This window comes from Sphingobacterium tenebrionis, assembly GCF_037126265.1.
GTDB classification, from domain to species: Bacteria; Bacteroidota; Bacteroidia; order Sphingobacteriales; family Sphingobacteriaceae; genus Sphingobacterium; species Sphingobacterium tenebrionis.
In genome coordinates, this window is sequence record NZ_JAYLLN010000037.1 from 22,070 (window position 1) to 37,041 (window position 14,972).

14 protein-coding genes are annotated in these 14,972 nt (G+C 37.5%); 7 read left to right on the forward strand and 7 right to left on the reverse strand.

Features of this window, described 5'->3' with window-relative positions; translation table 11 throughout:
- Positions 1-169: 169 nt before the first annotated feature.
- The 3 genes from VJ786_RS13450 to bglX all read left to right on the forward strand — a co-directional run bounded on the left by VJ786_RS13450 (position 170) and on the right by bglX (position 6,159).
- Positions 170-2,020, forward strand: a complete 1,851-nt coding sequence (locus tag VJ786_RS13450) for a glycoside hydrolase family 2 protein (RefSeq protein WP_336557883.1) — start codon at positions 170-172, stop codon at positions 2,018-2,020.
- 450 nt (positions 2,021-2,470) lie between these two features.
- Entirely contained in the window at positions 2,471-3,841 is a 1,371-nt protein-coding gene (locus tag VJ786_RS13455) for a glucoamylase family protein (protein WP_134776560.1), read from the forward strand.
- 32 nt (positions 3,842-3,873) lie between these two features.
- Entirely contained in the window at positions 3,874-6,159 is a 2,286-nt protein-coding gene (gene bglX, locus VJ786_RS13460; protein WP_134776561.1) for a beta-glucosidase BglX, read from the forward strand.
- A gap of 271 nt (positions 6,160-6,430) precedes the next feature.
- Here bglX and VJ786_RS13465 read toward each other — a convergent pair whose 3' ends face one another.
- The 7 genes from VJ786_RS13465 to VJ786_RS13495 all read right to left on the reverse strand — a co-directional run bounded on the left by VJ786_RS13465 (position 6,431) and on the right by VJ786_RS13495 (position 11,114).
- Entirely contained in the window at positions 6,431-7,042 is a 612-nt protein-coding gene (locus tag VJ786_RS13465; protein WP_134776562.1) for a hypothetical protein, read from the reverse strand.
- A gap of 34 nt (positions 7,043-7,076) precedes the next feature.
- Entirely contained in the window at positions 7,077-7,934 is an 858-nt protein-coding gene (locus VJ786_RS13470) for a tetratricopeptide repeat protein (protein WP_134776563.1), read from the reverse strand.
- Positions 7,935-7,946: 12 nt separating this feature from the next.
- Positions 7,947-8,489: a YcxB family protein gene (locus VJ786_RS13475; RefSeq protein ID WP_134776564.1), complete on the reverse strand. Its 543-nt coding sequence runs from the start codon at positions 8,487-8,489 to the stop codon at positions 7,947-7,949.
- Between the two features lie 71 nt (positions 8,490-8,560).
- Positions 8,561-9,109 (reverse strand): GNAT family N-acetyltransferase, encoded by a 549-nt coding sequence (locus VJ786_RS13480; protein ID WP_134776565.1) that lies wholly within the window; start codon positions 9,107-9,109, stop codon positions 8,561-8,563.
- Complete coding sequence (locus tag VJ786_RS13485; protein WP_134776566.1) at positions 9,100-10,206, reverse strand: YARHG domain-containing protein; 1,107 nt, start codon at positions 10,204-10,206, stop codon at positions 9,100-9,102. The genes VJ786_RS13480 and VJ786_RS13485 overlap by 10 nt, the downstream gene beginning before the upstream one ends.
- A gap of 59 nt (positions 10,207-10,265) precedes the next feature.
- On the reverse strand, positions 10,266-10,520 hold the full coding sequence (locus VJ786_RS13490) for a DUF6364 family protein (RefSeq protein ID WP_134776567.1): 255 nt from the start codon (positions 10,518-10,520) through the stop codon (positions 10,266-10,268).
- 60 nt (positions 10,521-10,580) lie between these two features.
- On the reverse strand, positions 10,581-11,114 hold the full coding sequence (locus tag VJ786_RS13495) for a hypothetical protein (protein WP_134776568.1): 534 nt from the start codon (positions 11,112-11,114) through the stop codon (positions 10,581-10,583).
- 661 nt (positions 11,115-11,775) lie between these two features.
- On the opposite strand from VJ786_RS13495, the gene VJ786_RS13500 reads away from it, so the two are divergent.
- From VJ786_RS13500 to VJ786_RS13515, 4 genes are all read left to right on the forward strand, one after another.
- Positions 11,776-13,176: a site-specific integrase gene (locus VJ786_RS13500; protein ID WP_134776569.1), complete on the forward strand. Its 1,401-nt coding sequence runs from the start codon at positions 11,776-11,778 to the stop codon at positions 13,174-13,176.
- Complete coding sequence (locus VJ786_RS13505) at positions 13,173-13,922, forward strand: hypothetical protein (RefSeq protein ID WP_134776570.1); 750 nt, start codon at positions 13,173-13,175, stop codon at positions 13,920-13,922. Before VJ786_RS13500 ends, VJ786_RS13505 begins: the two co-directional genes overlap by 4 nt.
- A 258-nt stretch (positions 13,923-14,180) precedes the next feature.
- Positions 14,181-14,384, forward strand: coding sequence for an excisionase family DNA-binding protein (locus VJ786_RS13510; protein WP_134776571.1), 204 nt, complete (start codon positions 14,181-14,183; stop codon positions 14,382-14,384).
- Positions 14,385-14,687: 303 nt separating this feature from the next.
- Positions 14,688-14,972, forward strand: a 285-nt coding sequence (locus VJ786_RS13515) for a hypothetical protein (protein ID WP_336557884.1), incomplete at its 3' end; no start/stop codon positions are given.

A 14,972-nucleotide genomic window follows, 5' to 3' on the forward strand; every position in this document is an offset into this window, starting at 1 on the left:
AATTATAAAATTTGTTTTAAAAATTTAAACAGCTATAATACAGTCGTTTAATTTAAATTATTTTATTTCCTCAATCCCTCATGATATTTAAATAATAATCGTATTTTAGGGAAACCTATTTGAATAGCTAGCGCTATTGATTAGATCAATTTAAACTTAACAGACCAACATGATGAAAAGAACCGTTGCCATAGCATGTTTGCTAACCGCTTCGCTTTCTACAGGATTCGCACAGACGTGGAAACCTGTAGTCGACAAGATCCTGAGCCCTTGGGCAGAACAAGTAACCCCTCAAAATGCACATCGCGAGTACCCCAGACCACAATTGGTTCGGCAGAACAATTGGCAGAACCTCAATGGACTCTGGAAATACAAGGTTAGTCCAAAAGATCAAAAAACCGCCCCGACTTCTTGGGATGGCGATATCTTGGTGCCTTTTGCCATAGAGTCTGCGCTGTCAGGGGTCGGAAAAAGAGTTAGTAAGGATGATGCGATATGGTACCACAACCAGATCACTATCGACAAGAAAGTGAACAAGGGCAAGGTGCTCCTGCATTTTGGCGCGGTGGATTGGCAATGTGACGTGTATTTGAATGGCCAACATGTCGGAAGCCATGAAGGTGGATTTGATGCCTTTTCCTTTGACATCAGTAAGGCGATCAAAAAATCGGGCAAACAGGATTTAACGATCCGTGTATGGGATCCTACGAGTGAAGGACCTCAACCTAGAGGGAAACAGATCATCAATCCGCATGGGATATGGTACACGCCAGTTTCAGGCATCTGGCAAACGGTATGGTTGGAAAGTGTTCCTCAAACCTACATTGTATCTACTAAACAGACTCCTGATATAGACCAAAAATCCTTAGCCATTCAGGCTGCAATCGAAGGCGCCCAGGCTTCGGATGAAATTCTAATTGAAGCTTTTGATGGCGGTCAAAAAGTAGCGGAGGTAAAGGGTAGTCCAGCAGATCTGCATCAATTGAAATTGAATGACCTGAAACTATGGAGCCCATCTAGGCCTCACCTTTATGACCTACAGATTAAAGTGCTTCGAAAGGGTAAAGTGGTAGATGAGGCGAAGAGCTACTTTGCGATGAGAAAGATCAGCAAAAAGAAAGACGCTCAAGGTATTGAGCGTATGTACTTAAATGATGAGTTCATCTTCCATTATGGTCCTTTGGACCAAGGGTGGTGGCCTGATGGGCTGCACACCGCTCCATCTGATGAGGCATTGAAATTCGATATCGTCAAAACCAAGGAAATGGGTTTCAACATGATCCGGAAGCATATCAAAGTGGAACCGGCTCGTTGGTACAGACACTGCGACAGCCTAGGCATTTTGGTTTGGCAAGATATGCCAAGTGGTGACCTAGGTGGCAATTTTTGGGATATGCAGCCCGGAAAGATCAGTAGTGCAAAACACGATAAGGATAGATCGCCTGAATCGGAAGCTATTTACAGAAAGGAATGGAAAAGTATTATGGCGCAATTGCATAATTACCCAAGTATCGTGATCTGGGTTCCTTTCAATGAGGCTTGGGGACAGTTCAAGACCAAGGAGATTGTGGATTGGACGATACAGAACGATCCATCAAGATTGGTGAATGGGGCATCGGGCGGTAACTTCAATGCACCTGGCCATATTTTGGATATCCATAATTACCCGGATGCGGCCATGCCTAGCCCAGAATTGTTCGGCGATAAATATATTTTGGCACTAGGAGAATTCGGAGGGTTGGGCCTTCCGGTTGAAAACCATACTTGGCAACAGAAGGATAACTGGGGATACCAATCTTTTAAGAATGCTGATGAACTGAAAAAGCGGTACAGTGGATTGGTAGATCATTTAACCAGGTTGATACCATTGGGATTGTCGGCAGCGGTATATACACAGACTACTGATGTGGAAATTGAAACAAATGGTTTGATGACCTATGATAGGAAAGTGATCAAGATCCCTGTAACAGAATTGAATGGTATTCATCAAAAACTTTATAGTAAGGAATTGGTGAAATAAGCAGGTTGATTTATTAATGGAATTATAATGTTAACAATAATGTCATGCTGAGCGCAGTCGAAGCATCTGTACGGTTGTTTACGAACAGATGCTTCGACTACGCTCAGCATGACAAAAAAAATCAAATCATCAAAATACAATCATACCATCAATAAAAAACCAAATCATCAACTACAATTACAGTCTCCCCATTGCTTTCCCATCACAAAACACTACATCATTACCTCAGCACAGCCAATGTGTAATATCTACACCATAAGCAAAATTTATTAACCTCAAACACCACTACATCCACCTAACTACCAACAACATACCCCCTCCCAACCTCTCAAAAACATCCCCAAATAAATCTGTAGTAGTGATGTATAAACATAAAATTTTAAAACAAAAGCCTTACATCACATCTTTGTATTAAATCAGATAACCATTTTTAGTTTCATATCTTTAGCCATGAAGAATCGCATACTAACTATAGCATTACTATTTTCGGGTTTGGGTAGTTTTTCCTGCCACAACCAAGTTCAGGAAAAACCTGTTTCAAAAGCAGATACCACAACCCAATCGATTCCAAAAGAAGACAGCCTACTCAACAAAATACAATCACAGACCCTGCAATATTTTTGGGAAGGTGCAGAACCGAATTCCGGATTGGCCAGAGAACGAATCCATATTGATGGCGTCTATCCGCAGAACGACCCGCAGGTTGTTACTATCGGCGGAAGCGGATTCGGCATCATGGGATTGGTAGTAGGCATGGAACGTGGATTCATCAATAAAGAAGAAGGAACCCAAAGGCTGGATAAAATCATGGATTTCCTAGGAAAGATCGAGCGTTTTCATGGCGCATGGTCACACTGGTACCATGGTGACACAGGCAAGGTCAAAGCATTTAGTGAAAAAGATAATGGTGGAGATATTGTAGAGACCGCTTTTTTGACCCAAGCCCTTATCGTGGTTCGGGAATATTTCAAAAATGGAAATGATCTACAAAAATCCATCGCCAAAAAGGCTGATGCCCTATGGAAGGAAATCAACTGGAAACATTATACCAATGGTCAGCATGTAATCTATTGGCATTGGAGCAAAACCCATGAATTTGGGATGAACCATGCTGTACAGGGATACGATGAATGTTTGATCACCTATATTCTTGCAGCCTCCTCACCTACACACCCTATTGATACTGCTGTTTATAACCAAGGTTGGGCTAGGAATGGGGCGATTAAAAGTGACCTTAAGAAATTTGACATCCCTATCAGCATCAAGCATAATGCTAAGCCTGGAGAAGTGGGGCCTCTATTTTGGGCACATTATTCCTTTATGGGACTAAACCCTAGCGATCTTCAAGATGCCTATGTGAACTACGGCGATGTGGTGAAGAACCATACTAAGATCAATATTGCGTATAGTGAGGCCAATCCGAAAGGTTATAAAGGTTATGGTGCGGACAAAGGCTGGGGATGGACCGCAAGCTATTCGATTGCAGGTTATGATGCCCATCATCCCGATAATGATAAATCGGTGATCAGCCCAACAGCAGCCCTATCGTCCATGCCTTATGCTCCTAAAGAATCAATTGCCTTCGCCAAATACCTATTCGATCAGCTTGGCAATAAGGTCTGGGGGAAATATGGCTTTTATGATGCCTATAGCGAAACAGAAAACTGGTATCCACAACGCTATCTGGCCATTGACCAAGGACCAATCGTAGTCATGATCGAAAATTACAGGACAGGATTGATCTGGGACCTATTCATGCAGGCGCCAGAAATTCAAAAAGGATTAAAAAAATTAGGCTTCAAAAGCCCGAACATAAAATAGCTTCACATAGCGTTCAATTAATAGCTTGACCCATGAACATATTGAAATCAACAAGTCTTGCCGTATTGATTTTTAGCACTTTAAATCTTTTCGGACAGGAAAAATCGAAAATGGATGCCTTTATCAACGAATTGATGGGTAAAATGACCGTGGAAGAGAAAATCGGGCAGCTCAATCTGGTTACCGGTGGTGAGGCGACTACCGGATCGGTGGTTTCCAGCAATGTAGAGAACAATATCAAAGCTGGAAAAATTGGCGGGATCTTTAGCATGTCCAGCCCGGAAAAGATCCGTAAGGCGCAGGAGTTAGCTATCAAGCATTCCCGCTTAAAAATCCCTATTATCTTCGGGATGGATGTTATTCACGGCTATAAAACGGTATTTCCGATCCCTTTGGGATTGGCCGCCACATGGGATATGCCCTTAATCCAACAGACTGCGCGCGTAGCGGCTGTCGAAGCAGCAGCGGATGGGATAAATTGGACATTCTCGCCCATGGTCGATATTTCGAGGGATGCCCGTTGGGGTAGGATTTCGGAGGGAAGCGGTGAAGATACCTACCTAAGCTCCAGAATCGCACGGGAAATGGTCATTGGTTATCAAGGTGATGATTTGGGTAAATACAATACGCTCATGGCCTGTGTAAAGCATTTTGCACTATATGGGGCAGCCGAAGCTGGAAGAGATTACCATACCACCGATATGAGCCTACATCGCATGTACAACGAATATCTCCCGCCTTATAAAGCAGCCTTAGATGCGGGTGCCATGTCTGTCATGACTTCCTTTAACGACATCAATGGTGTGCCAGCTACCGCAAACAAATGGTTATTGACTGATCTTTTGCGGAAGGATTGGAAATTCGATGGTCTGGTGGTTACCGATTATACGGCCGTAAATGAGCTTATTGAGCATGGATTGGGTGATCTTCAACAGGTTTCTGCCCTATCCCTTAAGGCCGGGGTGGATATGGACATGGTTGGTGAGGGTTTTCTGACCACCTTGAAAAAATCCATGGATGAAGGGAAAGTTTCCCTAACTGAAATCGATCGGGCATGCCGTTATGTGTTGGAAGCCAAATACAGGTTGGGATTATTTGAAGACCCATTCCGATATTGTAATGAAGACAGGGCAAAGAAAGAGATCGGAAAGGCAGAACATCTGCGCTTGGCGCGTGAGGCCGCTGGAAAATCCTTTGTTCTATTGAAAAATGAAGGGCAGGTCTTACCGCTTAAAAAACAGGGAACGGTGGCTGTTATAGGTCCATTGGCAAATACTGGTGCGAATATGCCCGGAACTTGGAGTGTAAGTGCGGATCTGCAAAAAACGCTTTCATTGGTTGATGGAATGAAGGCCGCATTAGGCAATAAGGTTAAAATTGTAAGTCATTTAGGAGCTAATCTTACTTCAGATGCTAAATTACAGGAACGATCAACGATGTTTGGAAGGACGATCCCTCGGGATGAACGGCCAGCGGAAACTGTTATCCAGGAAGCTTTGGAAGTAAGTAAGGGGGCAGATGTTATTGTTGCTGCATTGGGAGAAAGTTCGGAGATGAGTGGTGAAAGCTCTAGCAGGACGGATTTGAATATCCCTGATTCGCAGAGGAAATTATTGGAAGCTTTATTGAAAACCGGGAAACCTGTTGTTTTGGTATTGTTTGCAGGGAGACCATTGACTTTAACATGGGAGGATGAACATGTTCCAGCGATATTGAATGTTTGGTTTGGAGGAACAGAGACGGGTAAGGCAGTGGCGGATGTTTTGTTTGGAGATGTGAATCCTTCGGGAAAATTACCGGCAACATTTCCGAGGAATGTTGGTCAGTTACCGATTTATTATAGCCAAAAGAATACGGGTAGACCTTTGGGAGAAGGGCAATGGTTCCAGAAGTTCAGAAGTAATTATTTGGATGTGGCTAATGATCCTTTATATCCTTTTGGGTATGGATTGAGCTATAGTAAATTTGATTATGGAAAACTTCAATTGGATAAGGATAAGTTTGCTAAGGGTGAGGAGATTAGGGTGTCTGTGGAACTGAGTAATTCGGGGAATTTTGATGGGGAGGAAGTGGTGCAATTGTATGTTAGGGATATGGTTGGATCTGTGACAAGACCTATTAAGGAATTGAAGAATTTCCAGAAGGTTTTCTTGAAGAAGGGTGAGAAGAAAAAGATTGAGTTTGTGATTACGGAAGAGGATTTGAGATTTTATAATCAAAGTTTGGAGTTTGTTTCTGAGCCTGGAGCATTTAAGGTTTTTGTTGGTGGTAATGTTAGGGATGTGCAGGAAGCAGATTTTGAGTTGATGGAAAGATAACAGCGTCATTGCAAATCCTCGTCATTGCGAGGAGGCACGACGAAGCAATCTTTCTCCCCGTCATTGCGAGGAGGCACGACGAAGCAATCTTTAGCCATGTCATGGTGAGCGCAGTCGAACCATCTGTTCGTTTACCAGCGTACAGATCCTTCGACTACGCTCAGGATGACAAAGGGAAAGTTCAGGATGACCTAGAAAAAGATTGCTTCGTTCCTCGCAATGACGCAAGTTTCCTCGCAATGACGCAAGTTTCCTCGCAATGACGAGAAATCTACTCCGCGAAATAACTTACCTCAACAAATTTCTGCGTACTACTTCCCTCCGATTCTTCCAACTGAAACTCCTTAACCACCCCAGCAACAGTCAAAACTCCTTCCGGCAATTCCATCTCCGATTTCTCATGTGCCAATAAAACACCTGTCCCATTCCCCTCTTCCATCAATTCATAAACCGTATAAGTCTCCGAAATCGGGATCAACGTAAAAGTATCCACCACCGGAATCTGAATAAAACCAGTCACATACCCTGCTTCCTCAATTTTCCTTACTGTCCCCCTAATAATCACATTCGTAGAAATCTTATTATCGTTCAGGTTCCGCACCGAATGCAAGGTCTCCGCCTGATACTTCGTATAATTCTCAGAAAGCGTATCATCAAACCTTCCTTCCACTTCCAATTGCTCCCGTGATGATAATTTAGATAACGCCAATTGCAGATACAGCACCGCTTTCTGCTTTTCAAACACTACACCGGCTAATTTCCCCACTTCCGAAGGAGAAATAATATCATCATCCGCACTGGTAAAAATATTGTAAAACTTACCGCCATTATCCAACAGATCAATTGCTTGGCTGGCACTTGTAAAAGGTTTAATCAATTCCATAGATATATCATTTTTGAATATCTAAATTTACCAATTATTTTTCTCTTTGCATATCCCAACGTTCCTCAAATACCGGAATATAATCCAGAAATTGAGAATCTTCATCCGCATATTTCTTAAGGATCGACACCCATTCGTCAAACTTCTTCCGATCCTTTACGTGGAAAAAACTCTGCACCATATTGATCGCCATTTCAGCTTTTTGATAGTTATCATTTGAAAGATCAATGCCTTTTAAATAAATCCGTTCTGCCTCTTTTAGGTTGTTCAAGTGTTTAAATGAAAACCCTAACTCCCTATAAAACCAAAAGTTATCTGGATCATTTTCGATAGCCTTATTCAAAACCACCACCGCTTTGTAAAAACTTCCGATATGGTTATAGGCATAGGCCAGCTCAAATTCAAGGCCTTCAAGATGGGGATCCTTCTCATAAACTTTCAACAGGATCGGCAATGCCAAATCACTTACGCCGGCCGCATTGTATGCCCTTCCTTTGGCTACCTGATATTTATCGGTTTTTTCGTTGACTTTATAAACAGACAACCAATTTGGTTCTCTGGGCAGCTTCAGCTCCTGCACCTGCTTATCCGATAATATAGCGACATCTACTGTCCTTGAATCCAGTCTTGATGCCATAATAGCATCTGTAATCGGATCCAATAAAACCAAGCCACCCTCCTTATCTAGAACTGTTGCATGATGCCGAAAAGAAAACCCAGAAAGCTCATCTAAGTAAACAAATCCAATCAAATGCTTTTTAGGATTCCCAGTGCCTTCAAATACCACCCACTTATCCAGTGCATCGTAAAACTTTTGATCGAAGGACAACACTTGAGCATTTCCAAAAAATGCAGCAAAAACAAACGAAATGATTAATAAAGAGGATTTCATCCAGACAATTTATTATTTCCAAGACCAGTTCAAATCTTCGATATAAGCAATCTGAAGATCTTCGGATAATTTATAGAAATAGTCGCCTACGGATTGCGTATCTACCTTCGATTTAGGAATGATAAATCCATGGCCTACATCGATCATCAGATAAAACGCCTTTCCGGTTTCAATAATCTCCGTCAGTTCCTCATATTGCACCTTGGTTTCCTTCATCCCATCATTTGAAAAAATATGATCATCCAGAAATTCCATGGTTACCATCTTATCTAAACTTTTACTCAGGTTGAGTTGGATATGCTTTTTAAAATGCTTGATATACTTTTTAGCTTCATAGCCAGGATAACTAAAAACCCACATCACTGCTATAGCAAGAAAGATATAAGCTCCTAATTGATAGCCTTTATATAAAAAGTAAGCACCGATTAATAGATAGATTACAGGAATTATCCATTTCGTTAACTGTCTCCTTTTTCTAATACTTTCTGTTTTGGATGCCACGTATAGATTAAAGTCCACGTAGTCCGCTTCACTAAGGGTAAATTCTAATTTCATATCGGCTTATCTAGCATGCTGTTTTTCTATTTACCTTAAAAGTACAGGTTTTATTGGTTTATAATGGCAGATTAGTCGAAAAACTCTGCTGGATATTGGACTACAGTTCTTGAAAACGCTGCTAATGCCCCAGGAAAAAGTTCCAATGCCATGCAGTTTTCTTCAGGTACATCAAATGGTAATTCAATGCCAAAATTTTTACATAATTGATAACCAAATCGGGGATAATAATCAGCATGGCCTAAAAGTATGACGGCCTTAAAGTTCAGACTTTTCGCCTTTCTATGGACCTCTCCGATCAATGCTGCGCCAATTCCTTGGTTTTGGTATTCCGGATGTACAGCTACAGGCGCAAGAGCCAGAAACTGATCCACATTTTCAGGAATAATCACTGCCCCATCTTTAGGAACGAGTTTTATTTTTGTGAGCAAGATATAGCCTACAATTTTACCGTTCTGTTCTGCCACAAGAGATAGCTCCGGCACAAAGGCTTTAGATTTCCTTAATCTTTCGACCAAAAATTGCTCTTGATGGTCTGTATAGACCTCCTTTTCAAAAGCATCTTTTATTAAATGGAATACCTGATCAAAATCCTGCGGACTTTCCTGCTTTATTTCCATTTCGAAATCCATTTTTGCTCTACTTGGGAAACCTTTTTACTATCTGCCACATAGGCCGGATTTGGCATATACCACGGTATTTGTTCATAATAACTTTTGAGATCCTTGTCGTGAAAAACAAATCCCCTCCTTGCAAAAGGCAAATTCCGAAAGATCTTCCGTTGAAGCGAAGAAATAGGCTCATCAATTGCCAATTTCTCTTGTTGATGAATGGAAAATGGCAAATAAAAATCGATTTCATTATTATTCATGGATTGCAAATAGGTGTTTAGACTATAAATGAACAGTTCACCTTTTGGCTTAAAATTCTTTTTATGAAAGGTCAATGAGCCATCCTGCACATAAAATGTAACTGCATCCTTATCTTTAATGCCATTTGGAGAGCCTTTTACATCCTTCTTTTTACCAATTCCATTGATTTTCCAGTCTTCTTTATTCGTAAAAAAGGTTTTTTGAATATCAAACTCCTCGAAATCACCCAAATCTACATTCAAGGTAAAATCATCTATTTGTTTATTTGCCCAACGATTAGCCGCTGTTAATACATATTCAAAATCATAGTGGTAATCAACACTACCCGATACATCAAATTTATAGGTATGCTTTACGATATTCTTTCCCTTTTTAAATTTCGCCTTAAAATGATAGACATAAAAGAAGTCCACATAATTTCCGGAAGTATTACCCCCAAAAGTCTTCAGATCGATGCTTTTGATTTTCCCCTGTTGATTATAGAGTGAATCCGCCACATAGGAGACTTGATATTTCAGGTTATTCCCATTCATATTTACCGTAAAATCATGCATGTATGGATGAAGTCCTTTTTTAGGAGCTCCATCTACATCCCCTTGCGGAGACATGGCTTCAAAACCAACAATGATTTCTTTATCTGCACCGGGATTAAAAAACTCGTAATACACCGATACTTCAATAAATTGATTATTGATCTTTTTGATGTTAAGGATTTCCTTTTGAACGGAAATATCAGTTTCCTGAATTGGAATCAACTGATTTCCAGAGGCAAAATAAGCACCATCATTCGCGTAAATGGATATATGGCAAAAAAGGATTAAAATAAATAATAGAAATTTTCTCATAATCATTATAAGGATGGTAGAAATAAACAATTTTAGTGTACAATAATATCTTTTGCATTTTATTGATACTTTTTATCTAAATATTCAGTGTAATCATCTCTTATTTTTTTGTAATCCATATCATTAGGAATAGTTTTTCCCATAGAAATACTTTTTACAAAAGGAGAAATAGCAAAGTCATCATTTTGTTCTCGCGTTAGCGAATCAAGATAATTTTCAATTAACTTAGATAAACTTACTTTATTTGTTGAAGCATATTTTTTTGCTCGCTCAATTACGTTTTTATTTAATTTTAGTGTTAATATAGAATCCATTATCTTCAATTTGGATAAATAAACATAAATAAATTATTCTGTCAATAAAGTTGGAGGTCATCATATTTTCTCCCCAGCAAAAAAGTGATCGGTATTGATAGTAATCAGCGTAGATTTTCCTGTTGAAATCTTTGAATTCTCCACTATTAATTTAAAGGCCTCCATACTTTGTTTGGGCATTAAATTCGACCAAAAAAAGATGATGGTATTATTTGTTTTAGATACAGGTAAACTAAATTCATTTAAAATATAATTTAAACCTTTATTTTCTTTTATTTGAGCTGAGGTTTTAGGAATAAATTCATCGAACTTACCATCATAATTCCAATCTAAAGACCCTCCAATAGATGCTTTGGCATAACAATTTGCATGGAATGAAACTAGCGTGTCATTCGTATAATAATGAATTTGAAGGGGTTGTTTCAAATCATTTTTATATAAATCGCCAAAGCCTTCCACATAGGTAAGAAATTGTTCCTTTGAAATTGTTTTCGTGATAATATTTGGATTTAATTTTTTAAAATTCTTTTCGAACTGTTCAACTTTATTATTATCGAATTCTTTAATGGCTTCAATACCAGCTACCTTATACATTATACTCTTGCACCCTGAAATTGTCACGAATAATATCAGGAATATAAAAATTAACCTTATAAATTTTAATGGATTTGACATCTATTAAATTTACCACAAATTTTTCATAACTTTCTATCTATAACGGCTTTTCTAAGGACGAATGTACTTATATGAAATATTAAACATCTTCCATAAAGACAGATTGCTAAAAGTTGGCTACGAGGCAAAACCATAGTGAAAGTATACTGAAAGTATGCAAAATGTATGCTTCATATACTCTTTCAGTACTTTAACCCTACTTTAAACATACTTAAAGCACGATTCTAACCTGAATTCAAACATATTTTGAATGGGTAGCATGGAAACCATGGCCAAAAAATGGATAATTATTGTTAAGCCTTCCAGAATCGAACACCCGCCTGCGCATGACTGAACCCTCACAACGCAAAAAAGCTTCAATCTTGCGATTGAAGCTTTTTATGCGGAGAGTGAGGGACTTGAACCTATGAATACTTAAAATTTGAATAAATACAAATAGATACTTTAAAATACTGATAGTCTTTAATATAGATTATCATAGCAATTCATTAATTATCACCGATTATCAAAATAGTGTCCCCTAAATTGTCCCCCTTTTAAGATAATTAGTTATATTTGAAATGCATTTAAAAATTATTTCATGGCCTTACTAACAACTAATTTTATCCTTCGTACTGATAAAATGAATAAGCTTGGTGAAAGTCCAATATTATTCACTATTTCAGTAGCAGGAAATAGAAAGAAAATATCAACCGGCATAAATATTCTACCTGAATATTGGAATGACCAATTAAAACAGATAATATATTTAAATCGAAAAACTGCAAAGATTTTATTTCCAGATCGTGTATTTGAAAATTTATTAAATGAGGATGAGGTAGCCGAATTCAACAACCAACTTAATGACTTGGTTAAGCAAGCAAATGAAACTGCTCAAAGATTTTATTTGGATAGGAAGTCATTTACAGTTTCTGATATTGCATCTGAAATTTCTATTTTAAAAAGAGTTCTTTCTAAAAAAGAGGAACCCAATAAATTTCTTTTTGATTTTATTGATAGATATATTAGGGAGAATGAAGATAAAAGACAAAAAGGCAGTCTAACGGTTTACAAATCATTAAAGAAACATCTCCAAGATTTTCAGGATTTCACAAAGGTTAAGATAAAATTTGAATCGATTAACTACAGTTTTTTTGATAGCTTTCAAACCTTTCTAATCAACAAAAGAATGGTAGTGTCTGGAGAAGAAAGAGGCTTAAGTAATACCACAATAGCGAAGCAGCTTTCTACTTTAAAAACATTTTTAGGATATGCCCAGAAATTTGATATACCAGTTAGCGACAGCTTTAGGAAGTTTTCTATTGAAAGAGAAGAATTGCCAGTAATTTCTTTGACCGAAAATGAGTTTTTAACTCTTTTTAATATTGATTTTTCGAATTTGCCTAATAAAATAGCTTCTTATCAGAATCCAGAAGAATTCATATTATCAGCTACACTTAATAAGGTCCGGGATATCTTTTGTTTTGGTTGCTCCACTGGGTTAAGATATTCGGATCTTTCAGCTTTAAAATGGACGAATGTTAAAGGTAATGAATTAAGATTAACTGTTACAAAAACGAAAAGACCTCTTAGGATACCTTTAAATGGGTATTCATCAGAAATATTGAAGCGGTATGAGGATAAATTATATCCATTACCAAAACTTAGTAGTCAAAAGTTCAACAAGTATATAAAAGAGCTTTGTCTTTTTGCAGAAATAAATGAAGAAGTAGAAATTATTCGTTACAAGGGAGCTAAGAAGGTTGAAAAAATATTTCCAAAATATAAATTGATATCAGCACATACGGCGAGAAAGACTTTTTGTACCCTTTCCCTGGAAAGAGGTATGTCGGCTGAACAAGTCATGAAGATCAGTGGGCATAAAGATTATAGATCGTTCCAGAGATACGTAAATATAAGTGAAAATATAAAGCGAAAGGCAATGCAAGATGCTTGGGGTAATCCAATATCATTCTTAAAGAAAGTTTCAGGGGGTGAATGATGAAAAAGAAAATAAGCTACTCAAAACATAGAAGTTTAACGGATGTTCTTACAGATAACGAAATTGCCGAAATAAGTTGTTATTACTATGATTTTAAGCTGCAGAAGTCACTAAGAAATACAAATAGAGCTTTAGTATTCTTTAATACAGCTAGTGAAATTTTAGAACTATTATACGCAAATGTTTATGAAAGGGATTCTTTAGAATTGTTTCTAAAAAATGAATATTTTGATAAAATCCCGGATTATATCGATAGATCGTTAATATTTAGTTATGTAAACGCACTCATTAATAATGAATATTTCACCGATATTTCTATTGGAGTTAAACATTCAATTAATTCTTTAACATTATATCTAGTATCATACTATTCAAATGTGACCCAAAAGAGAGAAGTGAGTATTTCTAATCTATTTAGAGATCCGTATGCCAAGGATTTTAAAAGCTTTTTAAAAATTCTCAATAAACCTAACTTAGATATTAATTTTATAGATGATGGTTTTAAATGGTTAAATGGTCATGGGGCTAACGTTGCATTAAAAGTGTACTATACTGCGCTTATGGAAGAAAAAATACTTAAGGAACGAACTAAGGCAACTCAGTTTTTTAATGGTTGTAAGGCATTTTTTAATGAAGGTGATAAAATAGGTCTATCAAATCAAAAATTAATAAATTTTAATACATCCTCTAACAAATATTTAGACATCTTCAAGTCCTTAATTAAGGATGTAAAAAATAACATTTAGCTATTTTAAAATTACTCATTGCGCCTCAAATAAAATTTGAGGCTTTTTTTTGATGTAAATTACGCATTTGCGTAAAAGCAAAAAAAAGCGTAATGTATTTATTTGTATTTGAAAATCTCTAAATCAATCCGCCACTTAGTATCTAATTGTATCTAAACATATTTTTACCTATCAAGTTATTCTATTGCGTAAATGCATATAATAATGGTCTTTATTAGCCTTTTATTTGCTTTATAGTTCAAACTCAAAAAGAATGTCATGAAAAAAAATTTAGATCCTAACAGGGAGTTAGTTAAAGCAGAAGACGTTTGTTCTCATTTCAAAATAAGCAATTCAACACTTCAGCGAATGAAAAAGTCTGGTTCAATACCATTTGTAAAGTATGGAAAAACGTATCGATTTAATATTGACGAAGTCCAGCAAGCTCTTTTTAAACAGGGAAGAAAGAGGGCATTTAATTAATTGAAGATATCATAAAAATTGAAAAGGAGGTAGCAATGAAACGTCGAAATATCACAACCACCCCCAGGGAGTTAGCCAAATATAATCAAATTATTTCAAGAAAGTACTTCAAACAGAAGTTGAGCGTGCTCAGGTTTTTGAAAGAAAGCGAAACCCCTCAATGTATGAGACAGATCGAGGCAGCAACCTCGGTACCTGTGTATACCATCTGCAGAATCATAAGACATTTTGAAAAAGCTGGAGTTATTGAAAATAAATATGATGGGAAATCTCAATTGTCCGGTTTCCCTAGCGTTCACCATTATGGATTATCTGATAAGAGGAAAGGGAATTTCAATGTATAGCGAAACTTTCCTTAAGGAAGCAATCAAAGGTAATATTGAGGTGATTGATTATGAAGATGATTCTATCAAGATTTGCCATTACATTTTACGATTTGGTACCGAATTGCACTCAATAACCTTTAAAGCTTCAGGTAAAACCATGATCAATATGGAGCCACAAATCAAATCAATGGGTTATAAGAGCATCCTGGAATTCTTTCATAAAAATCCAAGTGCAGTCAATCCCTGGTTAGACGGTAAGAAT